Below are 22,501 nucleotides of genomic sequence, written 5' to 3'. Positions count from 1 at the left end.
CAGCAGGGATGATTGGGCGCAGATCACAGCGCGACTCCGAAGAAAACACGGACGTCAGGCCGAAGGGCTTTGACGACTATGAGGTGCGACTTGGCGACAGGATGCGCGGCGAACGCGCGACCATGGGTAAGTCTCTTCTGGATGTTCAGCGCGAACTGCGGATCAAAGCCAATTACATAGCTGCAATCGAAGATGCTGATCCCGATGCGTTTGACACACCCGGCTTCATCGCCGGGTATGTGCGTTCTTATGCACGTTATCTGGGCATGAACCCAGATGATACCTTTGCCACGTTCTGCGCCGAAAGCGGGTTCGAAGTGGCCCATGGTATGTCAGCCGAGGCTTCGGTTGTTCGTAAACCATCCGGCGGGTTGCCCGCGCGGGGCCCGATGGGGCGCGATCCGTTCATCTCGCCGAATACACCTTACATCCCGGGCAGGGAATCTCTGGTCAGCCAGATTGAGCCGCGCGCCATTGGCTCGTCTCTGGTCCTGCTGGCTGTGATTGGTGGCATTGGCTATGGTGGTTGGGCCGTATTGAATAAAATCCAACAGGTTCAGGTGAGCCCGGTTGAACAGGCCCCGGTGGTTCTGTCCGATCTCGACCCGTTGGATGCAGCCCGCGCACCGGTAGAACTTGCCGAAGCAGCAGCAGAATCCACAGCACCGACCCCGGAGGCGCTGGATCGTCTTTATCGCCCACAGGCGCTGGATGTGCCGGTTCTTGTGGCACGTGACGCGCCGATTGCCACATTGGACCCTCGCACTGTCGGTACGTTCCGCCCGCCAGAGGCGCCCCGGATCGAAGTGGCCGAAGTGCACACAGTTGAACGCCTCGCATTGCCGCAGGTTGTTGAACAGGTTGATACCGCACTGAAAATCGTGGCCGTTGCGCCATCATGGATGCGTATTCGCGCCGCCGATGGAAGCGTTCTGTTCGAAGGCACATTGGGCACGGTCGAGCAGGGCAATACATTCGAAATTCCGCTGACCGAAGAACCACCGCAACTGCGTGCAGGGGCTTCGGGTTCCGTTTATTTCTCGATGAATGGTGAACATTTCGGGCCTGTTGGCGCGCCGGGAACAGTGACCAAAGGTGTTCTTTTGTCCAAGGACGCGGTCGCAGAACGCTATGAGGTTGCCGATCTGGAAGCCGAACAGAATAGCGCCCTCAAACAATTGGTCGCCGAACTTCAGGCAGCAGTACCTGAAACGCCTGCTGAGTGATCTGACCATTGCGGTGCCCGGGTAGGCGGACTATCTAAGACCCAACTCATGCAGCTTTGGACCCGTCCTCATGTCCCTCAATCACGTCCGCCCGTGGCGAAACATCTATCGCCGCAAATCTCGCCAGATCATGGTTGGAAATGTTCCGGTCGGGGGCGACGCGCCCATTGCTGTTCAGACGATGACGAACACCCTGACAACGGATGTTGCAGGGACCGTTGAGCAGGTTCAGGCCGCGGCAGAGGCTGGTGCCGATATCGTGCGCATATCCGTCCCTGATGAGGCGTCATCGAAAGCACTGAAAGAGATCGTGCGCGAAAGCCCGGTTCCCATCGTGGCCGACATCCACTTTCACTATCGTCGGGGCATCGAAGCCGCCGAGGCGGGTGCCGCATGCCTGCGCATCAACCCAGGCAATATCGGCGATGAAAAGCGTGTGAAAGAGGTTATCAAGGCCGCGCAGGACCACAATTGCTCGATCCGCATCGGGGTGAATGCCGGCAGCCTCGAAAAACACCTGCTTGAGAAATATGGCGAACCATGCCCCGAGGCGATGGTGGAAAGCGGGTTGGAGCATATTCGTATCCTGCAGGACAACGACTTTCACGAGTTCAAGATCAGTGTGAAGGCCAGCGACGTTTTCCTGTCGGCCGCGGCCTATCAGGGCATTGCCGAAGCCACGGACGCGCCGATCCACCTTGGCATCACCGAAGCTGGCGGACTAGTGTCTGGCACCATCAAATCGGCCATCGGGCTGGGTAATTTGCTGTGGATGGGCATTGGCGACACGATCCGCGTCAGCTTGTCCGCTGACCCGGTCGAAGAAGTAAAGGTGGGCTTCGAGATTCTGAAATCTCTGGGCCTGCGCCATCGCGGCGTGAACATCATCTCGTGCCCGTCCTGCGCGCGGCAGGGGTTCGACGTAATCAAAACGGTCGAGGCGCTGGAACAGCGTTTGGAACACATCAAAACGCCGATGAGCCTGTCGATCATCGGCTGCGTGGTAAACGGCCCCGGTGAGGCGCTGATGACCGATGTCGGTTTCACCGGAGGCGGCGCTGGATCGGGCATGGTTTATCTGGCAGGTAAGGCCAGCCACAAGATGTCAAACGATCAGATGATCGAACACATCGTCGAAGAGGTCGAGAAGAAGGCGGCGGAACTGGACGCCGTGGCTGAGGCGGCGGAATAGTTAATGTCACTGACCCTCGGGTCAATTCAGACGGCGGGCATTTGTTGCGTTGCGCAGTGAATACCGCCACCAAATTCGCCTAAAATATCGACGTTCAGTGCCACAACTTCGCGCCCCGGGTAAAGTCTGGACAGGGCATCGCGCGCGATGGTGTCGGTTTCTTTGTCACCGAATTGGGACATGATGACCGCGCCATTGCAAACATAGTAGTTTGCATAAGATGCTACGAACTCTGGATCTTTGACCCGCTTTCTGACTGGTTCCGGAATGACGTCTACTTGTAAACCTTCCGCGACCAATCGGTCATGCGTGTCCAACGCCGCAAGTTGGAAGGGGTCCTGAAAATCAGGTTCGTCCGGAAGGTTGACCAGAACACGCCCCGGGCCAGTAAAGCGCGCCAAACTGTCGATGTGGTAGTCGGTGATGTCCTCGCCCCAAACACCCTCGGACCAAATCATGCGGTTTGCTCCGTAGGCGGCCAAAAGCTTGGCTTCAATCTCATTGCGTGACTGGCCATGGTTGCGATTGTCATTCACCCACGAGCTTTCATGCGCAATGAGCAGGCCGTGTCCGTCTTGCTCAACACCTCCACCTTCACCGTTCAGGCCGGAGGGAAGAAGTGGCAGGCCCAGTCGTTCGGCTACGCGACCAGCGACACGAGCATCCTGTTTGTGTGCTTGCTTCGCACCCCAGCCATTGAACTGGATTTTGCGGATAGCCATGTCACCGCCGTCTGAGATCAAAAAGATCGGTCCGGAATCCCGGCACCAAAGGTCTTCGGTTGGGACGTCCCACAATTCAACTTCCGTTGAAAGTTTTTCACGCGCTGCCGAATGCTGTTCGGCGGCAGCCAGCATCGTCACCGGTTCAAATGGCGATATCGCATTGGCAATATCGGCGATCGTTTGCTGCACCAGATCACGCAAGTGGGCATCTGGATACACATTGCTGCTTACCGGCCACTGCATGAAAGTGCGTTGGTGTCGTGTTTCTTCCGCTGGAACAAAATAGCCCAAACCAGCTTGGGCAAAAGGTTGCTGTGTGACACTCATTAACCCAATCGCCCCACCGGACAGCAGAACTTCCCTACGCTTCATTGTGAAAACCCCAATAGGCTGTTGGGTGAAGAGCACCTCAGCGAGAGGTGCTCATTGTTCATCAGCCCTGTTCTGCGCGCACACCGTCCGCAATCTGCTTCATCTGATCCGCTGGCAGGAACCCACGCAGCATCTCTGTGCCCAGAACAAATGAAGGTGTTCCCGAAATCTGCATACGCTGCGCCAGCGCACGGGTCTGACCGATTTCATCCGTAACCTGCTCGCTGTCCATGGCCGCAATGATCGCATCGCTGTCCAGGCCGAGGCCATCCGAGATCCGGCGCAGGGAGACTTCGGAAGGCTCTCCACCGAATTCCATCAGTGCGTCATGGACCTGTTTGTAGGCGTCAGCGCCAGCCACATGTTTGGTTGCGACCGCAAAGCGCGAAGACAGGACCGAGGCGTCGCCCAAGATCGGGAATTCCTTGATCACAAGGCGGATGTTGCCATCTTCGGCCAACAGGCTCGCGACTTCCGGCACGGCGCGGCGACAGTAGCCGCAGCGGTAATCCATGAATTCGACCAGAGTGATGTCGCCATCCGGGTTGCCGCCAACCCAGCTATAGCCGTCGTTGAACAGCTCGTCCGCATTGGCGGCGACCAGTTCCTTGTCAGCGGAAGCTTCGGCAGCAGCGTTGCGCTGTTCAAGAATGTTGATTGCTTCGATGATCACTTCGGGGTTTTCCAGAAGGTACTCGCGCACCTGCACACCGAACTGCTCGCGTTCGGCATCGCTCATGGTGCTCAGGTCTAGGGCCTGCGCGGGGCCGGTGATCAGGGAAAGCCCCAGAAGGGCGGGTGCAGCATGTCTGAGGATCATTTCCGGTTCCTTTTCTTTTTCTTCGCTCGTTCCGAGGCAATCAACACATCCTGTGCCCGTTGCCAACCAGGTGAACCTTCGGGCAATTGCCCGACGGCGCGTTTTGCGTGAATGCCTGCATCGACCAGGCGGCCTTGCAGGGCATAGCGTTCTGCGGTCACGGCCGAGGCCATGCCGTTATTTCCGACCTTGGCATAAGCCATTCCAAGATCCTGCATCAGTCGTGCATTGCGATAGTCCCGCGCGCGCGCCTTTTCAAGCATCTTCAGGGCGTCGGCCGTCTGCCCATCTGCCAGCAAGGCGCGCCCGTACCCCGCCAGAATCAATGGATCATTCGGAGACATCTCAACCGCCTGTCCATAAGCTTTAATTGCGTCGGGCAATTTTCTGTTTTCCAATAGAATCTGCCCTTTTAGTTCATAAAAGAACGGATCATCGGGCCGGATTTCCAGCGCGCCGTCGATCGCTGCCCTTGCGCGGGCCAGATCGCGGTTTTGATGATGTGCGGCGGCTTCGCGCATCAGGCGGATGTCCTGCGCGCTTTCCTCTTTCAACCGGCGCAAGGTCCAGCCCGGCGAGCGTAGGAAGGCCGATAGCTTGCCCTTGACCCGCGCGAACCAGTAGTCGGCGTTGGGGTTTGGTGAGGCATGATCGCTGAACTCGCCCACAAACGCCTCAGCGGCGCGCAGCCGTTCGCGGCTGGTGGGGTGGGATCGCATATAGGGGTCTTGGTTGGCAGTGTTCAACAACTCCTGACCGGCAAACTTTTGGTGCAGAGCGACCATCCCGTTGGGTGAGATCCCCGCCGCGCGCAGGTAACTGGCCGAACTGCGGTCGGCCGATGCCTCTTCTGCCCGTGTGTGCCCCAGGAAACTGCGCAGGGCAGACGCGGATGTGCCAGCGGCGATTCCCGCTGCGGCCTCGCCACCACCTGCGGCTGCGGCGATCAGGGCCAGCGCAGTGCCCAGCTGTGCTTTGCGCTGCGCTGCGCGCATATTTTCAACCCGTCTGGCCAGATGGCCGTTGGCGATATGAGCCGCTTCATGGGCGATCACGGCTTGCAGCATCTCAGGGCTTTCGACGGTCAGGATTAGCCCGTAATTTACGTATATCGCGTTGTAATCAATGACAAATGCGTTGAATGTGCTGTCATTGACGACCAGAATTTTCACCCGATTGGTGTTTAGCCCGGCGGCCCGCAGAATGGGAAAGGCCAGTTCGCGCAACCCGTGCTCGATATCGGGGTCGCGGATCAGGCTTTGAGCGCTGGACTGAAACGCACTGCTCAACCATGTCACTGCAATCAGCAACAGGGCCGGGATTGACGCCAGCCTGGATAAGCGTTCAAAAGCCATGGCTGCAACATGGGAGATGGGCATGAGAAACTCAACCCGATCCGGGGTCGATCCCTTCATCGTGATGGACGTGATGGAGGCCGCACGCCGCGCCGAAGAGGCCGGACGGCACATCATCCATATGGAGGTCGGCCAGCCGGGAACGGGCGCGCCCAAGGGGGCCGTTCAGGCCTTGGCCAAAGAAATGGACCAAGGCCCGCTGGGCTATACCGTGGCTTTGGGTCTGCCCGCGCTGCGGCAACGGATCGCACATCTGTACGGTGAGTGGTATAACGTCGATCTCAACCCCGACCGCGTCGTGGTTACACCGGGGTCGTCCGGCGGGTTTCTGCTGGCTTTCACTGCCTTGTTTGATAGCGGCGACCGCGTAGGCATCGGCGCACCGGGCTATCCGTCTTACCGGCAAATTCTAAAAGCGTTAGGTCTGGTCCCTGTCGATCTGCCCACCGCACCCGAAAACCGGCTGCAACCCGTGCCATCCGATTTCGCAGGGCTCGACCTGCAGGGCCTGATGGTTGCGTCGCCTGCGAACCCCACGGGCACGATGTTGGATCACAAAGCGATGGGCGCGCTTATTGACGCCGCGCAGGGGCAGGGCGCTTCGTTCATCAGTGATGAGATTTACCATGGGCTGGAATATGAGGCCAAAGCCGTCACCGCGCTGGAGCTGACGGATGACTGCTATGTGATCAACTCGTTTTCCAAGTATTTCTCGATGACCGGCTGGCGTGTTGGCTGGATGGTGGTTCCCGAGGATCAGGTGAGGGTGGTTGAGCGGATCGCTCAGAACATGTTCATCTGTGCGCCGCACGCCAGCCAAGTGGCTGCGCTGGCGGCAATGGACTGCAACGATGAATTGCAGGCCAATCTGGATGTTTATCGCCGCAACCGCCAATTGATGCTGGACGGGCTGCCCAAGGCCGGTTTCACCAATATCGCGCCGCCAGATGGGGCGTTTTATGTCTACGCCGACGTCTCGGACCTGACCGACGACAGCCGGGCCTTTGCGGCCGAGGTGTTGGAAAAGGCCGGGGTAGCCGTCACGCCGGGGTTGGATTTCGACCCGCTGCGCGGTCATACGACGCTTCGGTTTTCATACGCGCGATCGACGGCGGACATCGAAGAGGGTCTGCAGCGCCTGCACCGCTTTATGGCGGATCGCGGTGCGATCACGGAACAGGCCTGAGCCGTTCACAACGGGCCCCGGATGCGATAGAGTGCTAGACAAACGATCTCGGGAAAACTTGAGGCCATGAGCAGGATCATTTACGCCATTGCGCTGTTTTGGGTGCTGTCGACTGCCGCCGTCGCGCATGACTTCAGCGCGCTTGCGCGCGTGTTGCCGGATGACAGTCGCATTGTGGACGAAGGTCGCGCAGGGGTGAGGGTCGATCTGGGCCTCAGCCAGGGCGTCCCTTACCGCGTATTCACATTGCAAGATCCCTATCGCATGGTACTTGATTTTCAAGAGGTTGACTGGACCGGGCTTGACCGCGAAGCGCTTCTGCAAACCGATCGTATCAGCGGTGTTCAATTCGGAGCATACGTTCCCGGTTGGTCTCGGATGGTTCTGGAACTTGGCGCGCCCTTGGCCGTCGACCGCGCCGAAATGAAAATTGATCAAACGGCTGGAGGCGCGCAACTGTCGCTGCTTCTCCAAGGAACCGATTTCGATTCATTCGCCGCTGGCGCAGGCGCACCCCGTCAACAAGGTTGGGATTTGCCCGAACCCGCAGTGACAGCGACCCAGCCGCGCCAGGGCGGGGCAGGCGCGTTGCGGGTCATGCTTGACCCCGGCCATGGCGGTATTGACCCGGGGGCCGAGGCCGACGGATTGGACGAAAAGACTCTGATGCTGACTTTCGCGCGCGAGCTTCGCGAGCATTTATTGCGGACCGGAGGGTTCGAAGTGGTGATGACGCGGGTTGATGACCAATTCGTCTCGCTCGAACGGCGCATCGCGCTGGCGCATAGGGCCGGTGCGGATGTGTTTATCTCATTGCATGCAGATATCCTGTCTGAAGGGCGCGCGCATGGTGCCGCAGTATATACTTTGTCGGACGAAGCATCTGATGTGGCCAGTGACAAGCTGGCGGAACGTCATGACCGCGGTGACCTGATCTCGGGGATCGATCTGAGCGGTGCGGATGACCAGGTGGCCGATATCCTGCTGGATATCGCCCGTCAGGAAACCAAGCCCCGAACTGATGCGCTGGCCCGTGCGTTGGCAGATGGCATGACACAACAGGGCGGCCCGATGAACAGCAGGCCGATCCGCACAGCGTCCTTCTCGGTTCTCAAGGCAGCGGATATTCCTTCGGTTTTGGTCGAGCTTGGGTTTCTATCCAGTCCCCGGGACCTGCAGAATATCAGGAACCCGGAATGGCGCGTTGGAATGGCGCAGGGCATTGTCGATGGTCTTAAGAAATGGCGGCAGGACGACCTGATCAAAAGATCCTTGATTGGTCAGTGACCCTGCGACGTAAACCGGCTAGTATTGGCCATCGTGTTTTGACCCTGCGCCGGGCCATCACTATATAGGCGTCACCGCGAGTAAAAGGCAGTAACGTGATCCGTTTCATTCTTTCGATTTTCGGGGCGATCTTCAGCCTCGTGACATTGGGTATCTTCATGGCCGCGCTGGTCGTCGGCGCGATCTTCTGGATGTATGGGCGCGACCTGCCCAGCCATGAATCGTTGGCGCAGTACAAACCGCCCACGATCAGCCGAATCTATTCGGGCGAAGGCCAGTTGATCGACGAGTTCGCGCAGGAACGCCGTTTGTTCACGCCGTCCGAAGAGATTCCAGATCTGGTGAAGCAGGCGTTTATCTCGGCTGAGGACAAGAATTTCTACACCCACCAGGGTTACGATCCGCGCGGTATCATTGCCGCAGGTGTTGAGGCGGTGAAGTCCAAGGGCGAAACCGTTCGCGGTGCATCGACCATTACACAGCAGGTGATGAAGAATTTCCTGCTGTCCGGCGACCGCCGCGCCGAGCGGAAAATCAAGGAAATCATCCTCGCCACTCGGCTTGAGGATACGCTGGACAAGGAACAGATCCTCGAACTCTATATGAACGAGATCTTTCTGGGTCAGAACTCTTATGGTGTGACCGCCGCCGCACAGACCTATTTCAACAAGACCCTGCAAGAGCTGGAGCCGCATGAGGCAGCGACATTGGCCGCGATGCCCAAGGCACCGTCGGATTATCATCCGGTTCGGCAAAAAGAGCGTCTGCTTGCACGTCGGGACTATGTTTTGCGCGAGATGAACCAGAATGGGTATATCGATCAGGCGACCTATGAGGTCGAAGTCGAAATGCCCCTCCGCTCGGTCCAGAACGGAGATTTCGAAAGCTTCCGTACGGCGTTGCCGCCGCGTGACTATTTCACCGACGAGATACGCCGCCAGCTGAGCGACGATTTCGGCGAGGGTGAGTTCTTTACCGGCGGCTTTGCTGTCCGCGCCTCGGTCGACGAAGAAATGCAGCTTGAGGCCGCCAAAGCCCTGCGTACCGCATTGCAAAAATACGACCGCTCGCGCGGGAAATGGCGCGGGACGGGTGAGGTTATTGCGGAAGAAAAACTGACCGACGAAACTCAGTGGCGCGAAGCGTTGGCCATCATAGAAATCCCCCGTGACGTTGTGCTTCCGACGCAGTGGTATCCGGCTGTTGTGATGAACGTCGGTGAACAGCAATTGACCGTGGGGATCGAGGACGGCCCGGCCGACGGCATCATCCCACGTTCCGATATCAAATGGATGCAAGGTGATTTCGCAGCGAACTTCAAACGTGGCGACGTCATTCTGGTTATGGCCGGGGAAGAAGGCCAGTGGTCTGCACGTCAGGTGCCTGAAGTGCAGGGTGGCTTTGTTGCGATGGACGTGAACTCGGGCCGTGTTCTGGCGATGCAGGGTGGGTTCTCGTATCAGGATTCGGTGTTCAACCGCGCCACGCAGGCGCAGCGCCAACCCGGTTCCAGCTTCAAACCTTTCGTCTACGCGGCTGCGCTGGACAGTGGTTATAGCCCCGCAACTATCGTTGTGGATGCCCCGATTGAGGTGAACACCCCCCAAGGTCTGTGGCGGCCCAAGAACTCGTCGAACAAATTCTACGGCCCAACGCCGCTGCGTACTGGGATCGAACAGTCACGGAACCTGATGACCATTCGTCTGGCGCAAGAGGTGACTATGCCGGTTGTCGCTGGCTACGCGGAACGGTTTGGTGTCTATGACCGTATGGGTGCGTTCCTGGCGAACTCGCTGGGGTCGGAAGAAACCACGCTGTACAAGATGGTCGCCGCCTACGCGATGTTCGCCAACGGCGGTGAGCGGGTGGAGCCCACTCTGGTCGACCGTATTCAGGATCGGTTTGGCAAGACGATCTATCGTCACGACGACCGTCAGTGCTTGGATTGTAACTCGGCCTGGCTTGAGCCGGGCGAGTCGCCCACAATTGAGACGAACCGCTCTCAGGTCATGGATGCGATCACCGCGTATCAGCTGACGTCGATGATGAAAGGTGTGGTGGATCGTGGGACCGCGTCCAGTGTCGTCAATCTGCCAGTGCCGACTGCGGGTAAAACGGGTACGACGAACGAATCCAAGGATGCGTGGTTCATTGGCTTCACCTCGAACATCGTTGCTGGTTGCTATATCGGGTATGACCGGCCGCGTCCAATGGGGCGAGGGGCCTATGGGGGCACGTTGTGCGGACCTGTGTTTCAAAGCTTCATGGAGAAAGCGGTCGAGAAATACGGCGGTGGTCCGTTTGATGTGCCCGAAGGTGGTCACTTCATCAAGATCGACCGCTTCAGTGGCGCGCGCCTGCCTGCCGATGCTTCCGGTGACTATGTCGTGGCCGAATACTTCCGCGATGGCGTCGACGGCTTTATCGACCGTGTCTATGACGGTGGCTTTGCGATGGGCTCTGATCTGCCTTTGTTCGAAGAGGCCAACTCGGGCCGTCAGGTTACCACGTCGACTGGCAACACAATCACCGTTGGCCCCAACGCCAGCCAGGGTGAACTGCAGGGCGGCGGTCTTTACTGATCCGCTGCCTGCAGGAGCAGGTTCAACAGGTCTTCTTCCGGGTCATTTGTGACGGTGCCATCTGCGCGCCAGAAGATCGACAGAGCACATTTTGCGGTAGCCCATTCGGCAAGTCGTATTTCGTTAACCCGCATGGCGGTCGCGTATAGTGCCAGGCCGGATTCAATCTGTTCAGGTCGCCGAACCCACTCTGGCAAACCTTTTGGATGACGCAGGGCATTGGCCAGCTCAAAAGCGGGATCGCCGATGTACCCCTTTGCGTCAAATACCCGAGGCCCGGCGGGTGTTGCGATCACGTTGTCATGATGCAGATCCCCGTGCAGCGGAACAACCGTATCCTGCGTGTCCAGAAGGTGACGGCCAATGCTGATCGCTTGCATCATGTCGTGCCGTAGCCGGGTCGGGCAGTCATCTGCGAATTGGCAGTCGAAAACTGGCGCGAAGACTTCCTGAAGCGGTTTCAGCCCGGTCGCGTTGATGGTCGGGCTTTGATGCAGTCGGCCCGCTGCCGTCGCCAGACCGCGTACCGCATCATCCGGGCGGCCTGACCGCGCGATGTTCCCAAGCGATGGCCCTTCAAGCCATTCCGTCAAAACGGCGTTGGGGGCCTCGGCCAGTATGTGCACAGCACCCCGGTCACGCCACAGGTGGATCAGGTGCGGACCAGCTGTTTCATTGCCACGGTTTGGACGGCGATAGATCTTGAGGGCGGCAGGCGTGTTGTCCAAAGTTCGGACCTTCCACACGTGTGCATGCCCGGTATTTGCGACGGGCTGTGCGTCCTCCAATTCCCATCTGGTCAGAAACTCGTTCAGCGCGTTTTGCATTCCCGTGTCGCCCGTCTTGTGGTGGCCCGCGCCTCTTGCTATCACGCAGGCCTGATTGAGCAAGTTGGGACAAGACCATGCGCGCCGAAACCCAGAACACCGTGGCGGAAATCGAAAAGTCACTGGAGCTGCTGGCGCAGCGTATGGACTATGAGACCGCCCCTCATCGTCTTGAGGAATTCAATGCGCGCGTCGAGGATCCCAACCTGTGGGACAACCCTGAGAATGCGCAGAAACTGATGCGCGAGCGTCAGATGTTGGTGGATGCCATTGAGACATACGAATCCATCAAGACCGATCTGAGCGACAATATCGAGCTGATCGAACTTGGTGAGATGGAAGAGGACGAAGAGGTCGTCACCGACGCCGAAGACGCCATTCAGAAATTGGGGGCGAAGGCCGCCAAGAAGGAGCTTGAGGCGCTGCTGGATGGCGAGGCCGACGGCAATGACACCTTCCTTGAAATCAACTCGGGCGCCGGTGGCACCGAAAGCTGTGACTGGGCCTCGATGCTGGCGCGGATGTATGTCCGCTGGGCTGAGAAGAAGGGGTACACTGTCGAGCTGCAGTCCGAGACGGCGGGCGAAGAGGCTGGCATCAAATCCGCTGCTTACAAGATTTCCGGCCATAACGCCTATGGTTGGTTGAAATCCGAGAGCGGCGTGCATCGTCTGGTGCGCATTTCGCCATTTGACTCGGCAGCCAAGCGGCACACATCCTTCAGTTCGGTCTGGGTCTATCCGGTGGTCGACGACAATATCGAGATTGAGGTGAACCCGTCCGAAATTCGCATCGACACATATCGGTCTTCGGGCGCGGGTGGTCAGCACGTGAACACCACGGATTCGGCAGTTCGAATTACGCACATTCCGACCGGGATCGTCGTGACCAGTTCTGAGAAGTCGCAACACCAGAACCGCGATATTGCTATGAAGGCCCTGAAATCGCGCCTGTATCAGCAGGAATTGGACCGTCGCAACGCGGACATCAACGCGGCACATGAGGCCAAAGGTGATGCGGGCTGGGGCAACCAGATCCGGTCTTATGTTTTGCAGCCCTATCAGATGGTCAAGGATCTGCGCACCAACCATGAGACATCCGACACCAAAGGTGTACTGGATGGCGACCTGGATGGGTTCATGGCTGCCACCCTTGCGATGGATGTGGCGGGCAAGAGCCGCTCCGAGGCACAAGGCGACGGCTGAGACGCCGCAAGGGGGCGCTGCCCCCGTCTCCGCAGGCGGAGACTCCCCCGGGATGTTTTTGGCCAGATGTAGCTGATCCGTGCACTGCGGTGTGCGTGGTAAAAGATATATGTAAAACACGGGTTTAAATGGGGTTGCGGCCTCGCTAGGCTGATCGCGACTTGGTAACACTGAATGCGATGGGTCCCGGATGGATTTAAGTCAGACAACCGCAACTGCCTTGTTGGCGGCGCTTTCGGCCCGGCGTCTCTTAGCCGCTGATCTGATGCGTGAAACCTTGGATCGCATTGCCGCGGTCAACCCGCCTCTGAATGCGATTGTTGCGCTGCGCGATGAAGAGGCGCTGATGGCCGAGGCGCGTGCGCTGGATGCGGGACCAGTGACAGGCCCGTTGCATGGGCTGCCGATCGCGGTCAAAGATCTGGTGAATGTCGCCGGAGTGGTGTCGTCGCAGGGATCACCGCTGTATCGCGATCATGTACCCGAACAGGACGATCTGATAGCCGCACGAATGCGGGCGGCCGGCGCAATCCTGATCGGTAAAACAAATACGCCAGAGTTCGGCTTGGGCTCGCACACGTTCAATCCCGTTTATGGCGCCACACGTAACCCATATGATCGCTCTAAGACATGTGGTGGATCATCGGGTGGGGCAGCGGTTGCGCTGGCCACCGGGATGGTGGCGCTGGCGGATGGCTCTGACATGATGGGCAGTCTGCGCAATCCGGCGGCCTGGAACAATGTCTATGGGTTTCGCCCAAGTTGGGGACGTGTGCCGCCCGAACCGGTGGGCGACGTATTCCTTCACCAACTGTCCACGCTTGGTCCGATGGCCCGAACACCTGAAGATCTGGGTGTGTTGTTGGACGTAATTTCAGGGCCTGACCCGCGGCATCCTGCAACCCCGCATAATGCTGCGGTGTCCCCAGTTCAGGCGGCCGATCTGTCCGGTATGCGGATCGGCTGGCTAGGCGACTGGGGCGGGGCGATGCCGTTTGAGGATGGTATTTTGGACCTGTGCCAGGATGCGCTGTCCGTTTTCGTACAGCAGGGGGCGCAGGTTGAAGCTGTTGCGCCGCCCTTTGATGCGGAACGCATATTCGAAAGCTGGTCGACCTTACGATCCTGGAGCGTGGCGGCAAGTCTGGCCCCGCAGTCTGAACAGCGGGCGCAGTTGAAGGACACGGCGCAATGGGAGCTTGACCAGGGGCAAGCCTTGACGGCGATGCAGGTGCATCAGGCAAGTGTTGTACGATCGGATTGGTTCCGGCGCGCGGCTGAACTGTTCGAAGGATTTGATGCGTTGATCCTGCCGTCTACTCAGGTCTGGCCGTTTGAACTTGAGCTTCCGTATCCCACCGAGATTGCCGGTAAAAGCATGGATACCTATCACCGCTGGATGCAGGTCATGATTCCAGTCAGCTTGATTGGCTTGCCGTGTCTGTCGGTGCCGGTGGGGTTTGGGGCAGGCGGGTTGCCGATGGGCATGCAAGTCTTTGGACCACGCGGCGCGGATGCGGATATATTGTCAATGGGAGCTGCGTATCACGACGCGACCGGGTGGCCACAAAACCGACCGGCTTGAGGAGAGCACCGGAAACAGGAGGAAAAACAGAGCATGGAAAAACCCTTTGGGGTTCCGGATATGGGACCTGTGGATACCAGAATGCTGCGCGAGGCATTGCGCCGTGCCTGGGCTGATTTTCGTCGAGCACCTGTTTTTGGACTGTTGTTCGGTGGGTTCTATGTGTTGGCTGGCCTGGCCATGGCGTGGGTCACGGTGCAGACGCAGACGTCATTCTGGCTGGTGTTGGCCACCATAGGGTTCCCATTGCTCGGCCCTTTTGCGGCAGTAGGGTTGTATGAGGTGTCACACCGGCTAGAACAGGGTGAACCTTTGGATTTCAACGAGGTTTTCGGCGTTGTCCTGCAGCAGAGCCGTCGTCAATTGCCATCCATCTGCGCGATTATCGTTGTGATTTTCCTGTTCTGGTTTTTCTTGGGTCATATGATCTTTGCGTTGTTCATGGGGCTGTCGACCATGACCAACGTCTCCAGTTCGCTAGAGGTCTTTATGACACCCAATGGCCTGACTATGCTGGCCGTCGGCAGCATCGTGGGGGCCATTTTCGCGCTTATTCTATACATGATCACCGTCCTTTCGATCCCGATGTTGCTGGATAGAGAACTGGACTTCGTGACTGCGATGATCGCCAGTTTCAGCTATGTCCGGTCGAACCCGAAGATCATGCTGGGGTGGGGTGTGTTCGTGGCCGTCGTGACGTTTGTGGCCATGATCCCGTGGTTTTTGGGGCTGTTGATCGTCTTGCCTTTGCTGGGGCATGCCAGTTGGCACCTGTATCGTCTGATCACTCTGGCAGGGGCCGGGATAGACGCCTGAAGAGCCTATGCAGCGCTTTGCTTGAGCCGCTTGGCAGCGCGCGCCGCTGGCAGGGCGGCCTTTGCATGAGTGCCCAGATAATTCAGCGAAATCCGGCGCATTGTGGTCGCCTGAGCGTTGGTTTTGGACAGGCAAATTGCAATGCCACGCCATCGCTCGGAGTTTTCTTCAGCGCCGCGCGTTACAAGGTAGATACGGCTGTTTTGGGCCGCGCGGCTGGACATAAGGATAAAAATCTGCCGCCCGGCGCAGGCCGCGATGCCCTGTACTTCACGTCTGGTGGTGTCGGCCGGTATCCCCTCATTTTCGGGCTCATAGCTGCGCACCAGCGTACATTGCGGCAATCGGCGCGTGTGGATCAGCCGGTGTCTGGTCATGGGAGATCCGTCCAGTCCCGTTTCCGTCGCATAATAAAAGCCCGCCGGCAGCAGGTTTTCGGTTAGCGTTGAGGGGCCGGACCCCAGGAATTCAGTCAGGGCCGAAGCAGCCGGATGTTCCGGAGGTGTTTCAATTTCCTCCAGAGGCCGCAACAGGATACGGGCGTCGACCTCGAAAAACCGGCACATGCGATCCAGAACATCGGGGCGGGGAAAGCTTTCACCCGCCAGATATCTGTTGAATTGGGTCCTGTTGATGCCCAGTTGACGGCACAGCTCGGACACGGACGAATATTGCCGCGACAATTGTCGCAGATTGTCGCCGAACATCTGGCGCAATTCATCAGGACTGCGGATACTCATGGTCATTTCTGTCCCAGGTTCCAGAGTGTCATTTCAAAAAGCGCGACGCACCCGACCTTTTTGGCCGTGCATGCATTCACAATCGTACTGGTGACCCCAGCTGGCGCATCCCAACACCACGCTACGCCTCCGAAGTTAACGTCGGGGCAGGCAAACGCAATAGGCTTTACGTCAATTTGTATGATCTTTTTGGGTAACCATGCTCATAAGCAACATACAGCGATATTGTTTGAACATGTCCTGGGACTGCGCCTCGCCCCGGTATCCAAAAGGGGGGGCGAGGCGAAAAAGTCAGTCGCCGCGCAGCAGGGCGGCCACGCCGGTGCGTGCAATCTCGATAAGGCCCAGCGGGCGCATCAGATCGGCAAAGGCGTCGATTTTGTCCGGGGCACCGGTGAGCTCGAAGATGAACGAATTCAACGTGCTATCTACGACGCTGGCGCGAAAGATATCGGCCAGACGCAACGCCTCGACCCGCTTGTCGCCCGCGCCGACAACCTTGATGATCGCCAGTTCCCGCTCGACCGAGGGGCCTTCGACAGTCAGGTCGTGAACCTCGTGTACCGGAACGATACGGCCCAATTGGGCTTTGATCTGTTCGATCACCTGAGGGGTGCCGGTGGTGACGATGGTAATCCGGCTCAGGTGGCCAGTGTGATCCACCTCGGCGACGGTCAGGCTTTCGATGTTGTAACCCCGGCCCGAGAACAGTCCGATCACGCGGGCCAGAACACCCGGTTCGTTTTCAACCAAAACCGCAATCGTATGGCGTTCCTGCACGTCCGAAAACGTGGGGCGTAGGTTGTAGGCGGAATGGCGCGTTGCACCTTTTTTGATATGTAGGGCAGACATTTATGTCCCTTTCATAATCCTTTGATGGTCGGCTGCCAGAGCACCCGACAAAATCCGTCGAATTGTGTCAGACCAGAACCGAACCTTTGGAATCGATCACGCCTTGCGTTTCGGCTTCGCCCAACAGCATTTCGTTATGCGCCTTGCCCGACGGGATCATGGGGAAGCAGTTCTCGTGCTTTTCGACCAGACAGTCAAAGATGACAGGACCGTCATAGTTGATCATCTCCATGATTGCGTCATCCAGATCGGCGGGGTCGGAACACAGGATACCCTTGGCACCAAAGGCCTCGGCGAGTTTGACGAAATCGGGCAGGGCCTCGGACCAGGAATGCGAGTACCGCTCGCCATGCAGCAGTTCCTGCCACTGACGAACCATGCCAAGGCGTTCGTTGTTCAGAATGAATTGTTTCACCGGCAGGCGATACTGTGCGGCGGTGCCCATTTCCTGCATGTTCATCAGCCAAGAGGCTTCGCCCGCGACGTTGATGACCAGCGCGTCAGGGTGCGCCATCTGCACACCGATGGAGGCCGGGAAGCCATAGCCCATCGTGCCCAATCCGCCTGACGTCATCCAGCGGTTCGGATCTTCGAAGCCCAGATACTGCGCGGCCCACATCTGGTGCTGACCGACCTCGGTGGTGATGTAACGGTCGTGCTTTTTGGTCAGCTCTTCCAGCCGTTCAAGCGCGTATTGCGGTTTGATCGTCTTTTCGCTGTTGGTGTAGGCCAGACAGTTCACTTTGCGCCATTCGGTGATCTGATCCTGCCACTTGGCAACCGACGCCTCATCTGTCTTGCGGCCACGCGCTTTCCAAACCTTCAGGATATCCTCCAGCACATGGGCAACATCGCCGACAATCGGAATGTCCACGCGGATCACCTTGTTGATCGAGGACGGGTCGATGTCGATATGGGCTTTTTTCGAGTTGGGCGAGAACGCGTCGATCCGCCCAGTGATCCGGTCATCGAACCGCGCACCAATGTTGATCATCAGGTCGCAGTCATGCATGGCCAAATTGGCCTCATAGAGTCCGTGCATGCCCAGCATGCCCAGCCAATTTTTGCCCGAAGCCGGGTAGGCGCCCAGACCCATCAGGGTCGAGGTGATCGGGAAGCCGGTCGCATCGACCAGCTCACGCAGCAACTGGCTGGCCGCTGTGCCGGAGTTGATGACGCCGCCGCCGGTGTAAAAGACGGGCTTCTTGGCGGTCTCAATTGCGGCGACCAGTTCGGTGATCTCCTCCAAATCGCCCTTCACTATCGGTTGGTAGTGCGAGGTCGAGGGCTTTGGAGCGCTATAGTCACCGGTTGCGAACTGAACGTCCTTGGGGATATCGACAAGAACCGGACCAGGGCGACCCGAGGTGGCGACATGGAATGCCTCGTGCATCGTGTCGGACAGCGAGTCCGTGTCCTTGACCAGCCAGTTATGCTTGGTGCAGGGGCGGGTGATGCCGACGGTGTCCGCTTCCTGGAACGCGTCCGAGCCAATCATGAACGTCGGAACCTGTCCGGTCAAAACCACAATCGGGATCGAATCCAGCAGCGCATCCGTCAGGCCGGTCACGGCGTTTGTCGCGCCGGGGCCAGAGGTCACAAGGGCAACGCCGGGCTTGCCGGTCGAGCGAGCATAACCTTCGGCTGCGTGAACTGCGCCTTGTTCATGCCGCACCAGAATGTGACGAATATCGTTTTGCAGAAAAATCTCATCATAAATCGGTAGCACAGCACCGCCGGGGTATCCGAATACCGTGTCCACGCCCTGATCCTTGAGGGCCTGAACTACCATCTTTGCGCCGGTCATCTCACGTGTCATCTGCTTTGCTCCGTTCGCGACATGTGTCTTGCGTTTGACAAAAAAAAGCCCCCGAGATTTTCGGAGGCGCATGGGTTCGATTATGGTTTACCGTTACCGGCCCATGCGCGTGGTTCCTACGATTACGACTAGCGTTCTCATCGCCAGAGGCTCCTTCTTTGCGTGCAGGGACATTATGAGCCGGGGGAAGGGGCGTCAACAGGCTTTTGCACCAATTTTGTAACTCTGAGGGTGAATTTTGCGACATTTTATTGCGCAGATTGACGCATGCAGGGAATATTCAGGAAAAATGCCCCTTTTGACCTCCGGATTTCTGCCTTGAAGGTAGTCAAAAAGCGGCATCGCTATGTCCGAAACAAGCATGATGAGTAGTTTTGACTGCGGCACGCTGAGAGTGACCGAACAAGGAAGGGAGGCGGTGGATGATCCATGATCTCGTTGATCTGGGGCGGTATCCGATCGATTGCCCGGACTCGCGCGCATATGAACGACTGATCGGTGATCTGCGCAGCGAGTTGGATCAGGACGGCTGCGCCGTTTTGCCCGGTTTTATCCACCCCGAAGGTTTGGCGCAGCTATTGAAAGAGGCGGATGCCGTGGCCGACCGGGCGCATCGCTCTTTCAACCGCACCAACGCTTATTTCTCACAGGACGATCCCCGTTTGGACCTGAACCACCCGATACGCAGATTCTATGATCGGTCCAACGCTTTCGTTCCCGCGGATAACTTTCCCAAATCAGGACCTTTGCGCCGAATTTATGAGTTCGAGGGCTTTTTGCCGTTCATACGCGATGGGCTGGATGAGCCGGAGGATCGGTTCTTTCGCTATGACGATCCGCTGGCGGATGTGATCGTCAACGTGGTCGAAGAAGGGCAGGGCTTTCCCTGGCATTTCGATACCAACAACTACACCGTGACACTGGCCATCCAGAATGGCGAGACGGGTGGGGCCTTTGAATACGTGCCGAACTTGCGCAGCACCGAATACGAGAATTTCTCATCCGTGGCCTCTGTTCTGGACGGAAACAGGGCGCTGGTCAGGACGTTGGAGCTGCAGCCCGGGGATCTGCAGATCTTCAAGGGCAGATATGCATTGCACCGGGTCGCTCCGGTCCAAGGGAAGCGCAGCCGATATGTAGGCATCTTTTCCTTTGTCGAAGCCGAAGGCATGTGTGGCGGGGTTGAGCGTACCCAACAGCTGTATGGGCGGGTTCTGCCGCATCATCACCAGCGTGCTGGATTGCGCAAGGATCAGTTGTTGGATTAACCGGTCGCGGGTTACAATCGAGAGCAGGGGCTACCGTCGGAGGGGCATATGCCGGAATTGCTACAGCTCACGCCATTTGTTCTGTGTTCGTCACTGCAAAAGCAGATTGATTTCTATTGCGATCGGTTGGGATTTTCCTGCGGTTTCAGGCAGGACAATTATGCCTTCCTGTCGCGTGGCAAGGTCGCCATTCGCTTGCTTGAATGCCCGCCGCGCGATGATGGTCGTGCCTTGGGGGATGATCAGTCCTTTTACATCGATGTGGCCGGGATTGATGATCTGTATGAAACCCTCAAGGCAGGGTTAGCTGATTTACCAGAGGGGCGCGTGCGTCCGCCGTTTGATCAGCCGTATCAACAACGCGAGTTTCACGTCCTGGATGAGGACGGAACACTGGTGTTTTTTGGCGAAGGTTTGCGAGCAAAGTCTTGAGTTAAAAAGCTCCCGCCCGTCGTCGATGCGCCTTCGGCGCACGTCCTCCGGTTGGGCCAGGCAGCGCATTCCGCGCTGCGGGGTCAGAAGCCAGGGCTTGTGCCTTGTAGTACGCCATGTTCAAGCGCATAGCGGGTCAGGCCAGCGGTGGATGAAATCCCAAGTTTGCGCCGGATGTTCTTGCGGTGCGTTTCAACGGTTCGAACCGAGATATCCAATGCTGCGGCGACTTCCTTGTTGGATTTGCCCTGCGCCAATTCCAGCAGAATTGTCTGTTCGCGCCCGGTCAATGCCTCGCGGGCGCTATCGCCTTTGGGCTGAAGCGATCCGCTGGCTCCGGTGCACAAGTACTGCTCACCACGCATCACGGCGTCGATGGCCTGTTTGATCTCATCCGTCGGCACGTCCTTGAGAACGTATCCGCTGGCGCCATGGCTGAGCGCGGTCGAAATGTATTCAGGGCTGTCATGCATGGACAGGATCAGAATGCGTGTCCGGGGTAGACGTTCCAGAATGATCTCGGTCGCGCTGAGGCCGCCTAAGCCGGGCATGTTCAGATCCATCAGGATCACGTCGGGCGCAAGATCGGTCGCCTGATCCACAGCCTCTTGTCCGCTGCCCAGTGTTCCGACCACCTCGATCTCATCATAGCTTTCAAGGATCGATTGAATCCCTTCAGCGACCATGGGGTGGTCGTCAACGATAAGAACCCGGATTGTCTGATCGCTCATGTACCAGCCTTTCGGTTAGGCGTTGCGTCCTCTTGCGGCGGCAGCATGTGGCTCAGAGGCAGGCTGACCTCGATCACTGTGCCGCTGCGTGGGGCGCGTGATGACAGAATGCGCAGCGATCCGTCAAGCTGTTCGATGCGTTCCTGCATGTTGCGCAAGCCGATACCGGGGTTGGCGGGATCAGGTGTGGTGCGTAACCCACGGCCATTGTCGGTGATCCGCATTGTCGCGCCTTTCTTGTGGCCGCGCAGGTCGATTGTAACACGTGTCGCCCCGGAATGACGCTCGATATTGGTCAGCGCTTCTTGGGCGATGCGATACAGAGCGATCTTGCTGTCCTGGTCCAGCCGGTTGCGGAACACCACGGTCGAGAATTCGGTTTCGATCCCGGTGCGTTCGCAGAAATCGTCGGTCAGCGCCTTGAGGGCAGGGCCAAGGCCCAGATCGTCCAGCACGCCGGGCCGCAGGTCGCGGCTGATGCGGCGGACTTCTGTAATAGCCGCGCCCAGTGTGTCGATGCCCTTTTCCAGAGGTGCCTGTGCCCCGGCATCGTCACCGCGAGACAGGCGACGGCGGGCATTGTCCAGCGCATAGCGGACACCGACGAGGATCTGGCTGATACCGTCATGCAATTCGCGCGCCACGCGCCCACGCTCTTCCTCTTGCGCATCAAAAACCCGCTGCGTCAGTTCTTTAAGTTTGGCATCTGCCAGGCGGCGCTCGCGGACGTTCAGCAACATGCCCGAGGTGAAGACAACCAACACCGCGGCAAGAACAATTGCGCCAATGTAAGAGAAAGTCCGTTGCACACGGGCCTCGACCTCGGCCCGCGCGTTGGCGACTGTCGCGACGATGTCGTCGATGAATACTCCTGTGCCGACAGCCCACCGCCAATCCTGCAGGCCGACCACATAGGCGATCATTTGCGCTTCTTCCCCGGTCGAGGGTTTCTGCCACATGAAACTGTGCCAGCCCGCACCCTGGCGGGCTAGCCGGATGAACTCGTCCACGATGGGGGTGCCATCACTGTCGGTCAGACCCACCCAGTTTTGGTTGATGAATTCGGTCTGGCGCGGGCTGACAAGGTTGTTGCCGTCATAGTCATAGACGAAAAAGAAACCGTCCTTGCCGTAGATCATTGCCGAAAGGATCTGTGTTACAAGGTTTTGTGCAACCTGGTCCTCTGGTGATGCACGTCCATAGATATAGGCAAACCCGTTGCGGGCCTGCGTGACATAGTTCTTGAGCTCTTCTTTTTTGGCCTCGATCAGACGTCGTTCAAGTGCCTGAATTTCCCGTTCGGCAGTTGCACGGGATTCCTGCGCCACAAAGAACGCAATCGCGGCCACCGCCACGACCAAAGGGATCGCCGCCACAAGCGACAATTTCTGGCCATAGGTCAGCGAAATCAGATTACGGAATCCCCTCATAGGCGAATCGATACGCAAGCAGGCGGCAAATTGCAAAATTTTTGGTGAATT

General features: G+C 58.1%; 19 protein-coding genes. 10 read left to right on the top strand and 9 right to left on the bottom strand.

The window, feature by feature from the left end:
- Window positions 1–8 precede the first annotated feature (8 nt).
- Both QMP16_RS05125 and ispG read left to right on the top strand, forming a co-directional pair.
- Window positions 9–1,226, top strand: a complete 1,218-nt coding sequence (locus QMP16_RS05125) for a helix-turn-helix domain-containing protein (RefSeq protein WP_282151467.1) — start codon at window positions 9–11, stop codon at window positions 1,224–1,226.
- Window positions 1,227–1,296: 70 nt separating this feature from the next.
- Window positions 1,297–2,418 carry a flavodoxin-dependent (E)-4-hydroxy-3-methylbut-2-enyl-diphosphate synthase gene (gene ispG, locus QMP16_RS05120; RefSeq protein ID WP_282151466.1) on the top strand — a complete coding sequence of 374 codons (1,122 nt, stop codon included), beginning with the start codon at window positions 1,297–1,299 and terminating at the stop codon, window positions 2,416–2,418.
- 26 nt (window positions 2,419–2,444) lie between these two features.
- Here ispG and QMP16_RS05115 read toward each other — a convergent pair whose 3' ends face one another.
- The 3 genes from QMP16_RS05115 to QMP16_RS05105 form a co-directional block, all read right to left on the bottom strand.
- Window positions 2,445–3,515, bottom strand: coding sequence for an agmatine deiminase family protein (locus tag QMP16_RS05115; protein ID WP_282151465.1), 1,071 nt, complete (start codon window positions 3,513–3,515; stop codon window positions 2,445–2,447).
- A 61-nt stretch (window positions 3,516–3,576) separates the two neighbouring features.
- A complete protein-coding gene (locus QMP16_RS05110) occupies window positions 3,577–4,335 on the bottom strand; it encodes a DsbA family protein (RefSeq protein WP_282151464.1) in 759 nt (252 codons plus the stop codon).
- A complete protein-coding gene (locus QMP16_RS05105; RefSeq protein WP_282151463.1) occupies window positions 4,332–5,714 on the bottom strand; it encodes a M48 family metalloprotease in 1,383 nt (460 codons plus the stop codon). The genes QMP16_RS05110 and QMP16_RS05105 overlap by 4 nt, the downstream gene beginning before the upstream one ends.
- On the opposite strand from QMP16_RS05105, the gene QMP16_RS05100 reads away from it, so the two are divergent.
- From QMP16_RS05100 to QMP16_RS05090, 3 genes are all read left to right on the top strand, one after another.
- The gene (locus QMP16_RS05100; RefSeq protein ID WP_282151462.1) at window positions 5,713–6,876 is read left to right on the top strand and encodes a pyridoxal phosphate-dependent aminotransferase; all 1,164 of its coding nucleotides are present in this window, start codon (window positions 5,713–5,715) and stop codon (window positions 6,874–6,876) included. The two genes, QMP16_RS05105 and QMP16_RS05100, sit on opposite strands and share 2 nt — an antisense overlap.
- Before the next feature lie 66 nt (window positions 6,877–6,942).
- Window positions 6,943–8,163 (top strand): N-acetylmuramoyl-L-alanine amidase, encoded by a 1,221-nt coding sequence (locus QMP16_RS05095; protein ID WP_282151461.1) that lies wholly within the window; start codon window positions 6,943–6,945, stop codon window positions 8,161–8,163.
- 95 nt (window positions 8,164–8,258) lie between these two features.
- Complete coding sequence (locus tag QMP16_RS05090; protein WP_282151460.1) at window positions 8,259–10,745, top strand: penicillin-binding protein 1A; 2,487 nt, start codon at window positions 8,259–8,261, stop codon at window positions 10,743–10,745.
- Here the strand turns inward: QMP16_RS05090 and QMP16_RS05085 are convergent.
- The gene (locus QMP16_RS05085; protein WP_282151459.1) at window positions 10,739–11,572 is read right to left on the bottom strand and encodes an aminoglycoside phosphotransferase family protein; all 834 of its coding nucleotides are present in this window, start codon (window positions 11,570–11,572) and stop codon (window positions 10,739–10,741) included. The two genes, QMP16_RS05090 and QMP16_RS05085, sit on opposite strands and share 7 nt — an antisense overlap.
- A 77-nt stretch (window positions 11,573–11,649) precedes the next feature.
- On the opposite strand from QMP16_RS05085, the gene prfB reads away from it, so the two are divergent.
- From prfB to QMP16_RS05070, 3 genes are all read left to right on the top strand, one after another.
- On the top strand, window positions 11,650–12,777 hold the full coding sequence (gene prfB / locus QMP16_RS05080; protein ID WP_058277539.1) for a peptide chain release factor 2: 1,128 nt from the start codon (window positions 11,650–11,652) through the stop codon (window positions 12,775–12,777).
- Window positions 12,778–12,967: 190 nt separating this feature from the next.
- Window positions 12,968–14,362 (top strand): amidase, encoded by a 1,395-nt coding sequence (locus tag QMP16_RS05075; protein WP_282151458.1) that lies wholly within the window; start codon window positions 12,968–12,970, stop codon window positions 14,360–14,362.
- A gap of 33 nt (window positions 14,363–14,395) precedes the next feature.
- Window positions 14,396–15,178, top strand: coding sequence for a DUF2189 domain-containing protein (locus tag QMP16_RS05070; protein ID WP_282151457.1), 783 nt, complete (start codon window positions 14,396–14,398; stop codon window positions 15,176–15,178).
- A gap of 5 nt (window positions 15,179–15,183) precedes the next feature.
- Here QMP16_RS05070 and QMP16_RS05065 read toward each other — a convergent pair whose 3' ends face one another.
- The 3 genes from QMP16_RS05065 to QMP16_RS05055 form a co-directional block, all read right to left on the bottom strand.
- A complete protein-coding gene (locus QMP16_RS05065) occupies window positions 15,184–15,918 on the bottom strand; it encodes a helix-turn-helix domain-containing protein (protein WP_282151456.1) in 735 nt (244 codons plus the stop codon).
- Window positions 15,919–16,209: 291 nt separating this feature from the next.
- Window positions 16,210–16,770, bottom strand: a complete 561-nt coding sequence (gene ilvN, locus QMP16_RS05060) for an acetolactate synthase small subunit (RefSeq protein WP_282151455.1) — start codon at window positions 16,768–16,770, stop codon at window positions 16,210–16,212.
- Window positions 16,771–16,837: 67 nt separating this feature from the next.
- Window positions 16,838–18,589: an acetolactate synthase 3 large subunit gene (locus tag QMP16_RS05055; RefSeq protein ID WP_058274261.1), complete on the bottom strand. Its 1,752-nt coding sequence runs from the start codon at window positions 18,587–18,589 to the stop codon at window positions 16,838–16,840.
- A 422-nt stretch (window positions 18,590–19,011) separates the two neighbouring features.
- On the opposite strand from QMP16_RS05055, the gene QMP16_RS05050 reads away from it, so the two are divergent.
- Window positions 19,012–19,857, top strand: a complete 846-nt coding sequence (locus QMP16_RS05050) for a HalD/BesD family halogenase (RefSeq protein WP_282151454.1) — start codon at window positions 19,012–19,014, stop codon at window positions 19,855–19,857.
- Window positions 19,858–19,905: 48 nt separating this feature from the next.
- Entirely contained in the window at window positions 19,906–20,289 is a 384-nt protein-coding gene (locus QMP16_RS05045) for a bleomycin resistance protein (protein ID WP_282151453.1), read from the top strand.
- Between the two features lie 83 nt (window positions 20,290–20,372).
- On the opposite strand, the gene QMP16_RS05040 is transcribed toward QMP16_RS05045, so the two are convergent.
- Together QMP16_RS05040 and QMP16_RS05035 are read right to left on the bottom strand one after the other, a co-directional pair.
- On the bottom strand, window positions 20,373–21,020 hold the full coding sequence (locus QMP16_RS05040; protein ID WP_058277545.1) for a response regulator transcription factor: 648 nt from the start codon (window positions 21,018–21,020) through the stop codon (window positions 20,373–20,375).
- Window positions 21,017–22,450: a cache domain-containing protein gene (locus QMP16_RS05035; RefSeq protein ID WP_282151452.1), complete on the bottom strand. Its 1,434-nt coding sequence runs from the start codon at window positions 22,448–22,450 to the stop codon at window positions 21,017–21,019. Before QMP16_RS05035 ends, QMP16_RS05040 begins: the two co-directional genes overlap by 4 nt.
- Between the last annotated feature and the right edge of the window lie 51 nt (window positions 22,451–22,501).

Source organism: Ruegeria atlantica (assembly GCF_947495585.1).
Taxonomy (GTDB): domain Bacteria; phylum Pseudomonadota; class Alphaproteobacteria; order Rhodobacterales; family Rhodobacteraceae; genus Ruegeria; species Ruegeria atlantica_G.
Note: the sequence above shows the minus strand (reverse complement) of the source record. Positions and strands in the feature narration are given on the sequence as shown.

Coding starts and splice junctions, on each gene's coding strand:
- QMP16_RS05125 (WP_282151467.1), top strand. CDS start 9: ATGATTGGGCGCAGATCACAGCGCGACTCCGAAGAAAACACGGACGTC.
- ispG (WP_282151466.1), top strand. CDS start 1,297: ATGTCCCTCAATCACGTCCGCCCGTGGCGAAACATCTATCGCCGCAAA.
- QMP16_RS05115 (WP_282151465.1), bottom strand. CDS start 3,515: ATGAAGCGTAGGGAAGTTCTGCTGTCCGGTGGGGCGATTGGGTTAATG.
- QMP16_RS05110 (WP_282151464.1), bottom strand. CDS start 4,335: ATGATCCTCAGACATGCTGCACCCGCCCTTCTGGGGCTTTCCCTGATC.
- QMP16_RS05100 (WP_282151462.1), top strand. CDS start 5,713: ATGAGAAACTCAACCCGATCCGGGGTCGATCCCTTCATCGTGATGGAC.
- QMP16_RS05105 (WP_282151463.1), bottom strand. CDS start 5,714: ATGCCCATCTCCCATGTTGCAGCCATGGCTTTTGAACGCTTATCCAGG.
- QMP16_RS05095 (WP_282151461.1), top strand. CDS start 6,943: ATGAGCAGGATCATTTACGCCATTGCGCTGTTTTGGGTGCTGTCGACT.
- QMP16_RS05085 (WP_282151459.1), bottom strand. CDS start 11,572: ATGCAAAACGCGCTGAACGAGTTTCTGACCAGATGGGAATTGGAGGAC.
- prfB (WP_058277539.1), top strand. CDS start 11,650: ATGCGCGCCGAAACCCAGAACACCGTGGCGGAAATCGAAAAGTCACTG.
- QMP16_RS05075 (WP_282151458.1), top strand. CDS start 12,968: ATGGATTTAAGTCAGACAACCGCAACTGCCTTGTTGGCGGCGCTTTCG.
- QMP16_RS05070 (WP_282151457.1), top strand. CDS start 14,396: ATGGAAAAACCCTTTGGGGTTCCGGATATGGGACCTGTGGATACCAGA.
- QMP16_RS05065 (WP_282151456.1), bottom strand. CDS start 15,918: ATGAGTATCCGCAGTCCTGATGAATTGCGCCAGATGTTCGGCGACAAT.
- ilvN (WP_282151455.1), bottom strand. CDS start 16,770: ATGTCTGCCCTACATATCAAAAAAGGTGCAACGCGCCATTCCGCCTAC.
- QMP16_RS05055 (WP_058274261.1), bottom strand. CDS start 18,589: ATGACACGTGAGATGACCGGCGCAAAGATGGTAGTTCAGGCCCTCAAG.
- QMP16_RS05050 (WP_282151454.1), top strand. CDS start 19,012: ATGATCCATGATCTCGTTGATCTGGGGCGGTATCCGATCGATTGCCCG.
- QMP16_RS05045 (WP_282151453.1), top strand. CDS start 19,906: ATGCCGGAATTGCTACAGCTCACGCCATTTGTTCTGTGTTCGTCACTG.
- QMP16_RS05040 (WP_058277545.1), bottom strand. CDS start 21,020: ATGAGCGATCAGACAATCCGGGTTCTTATCGTTGACGACCACCCCATG.
- QMP16_RS05035 (WP_282151452.1), bottom strand. CDS start 22,450: ATGAGGGGATTCCGTAATCTGATTTCGCTGACCTATGGCCAGAAATTG.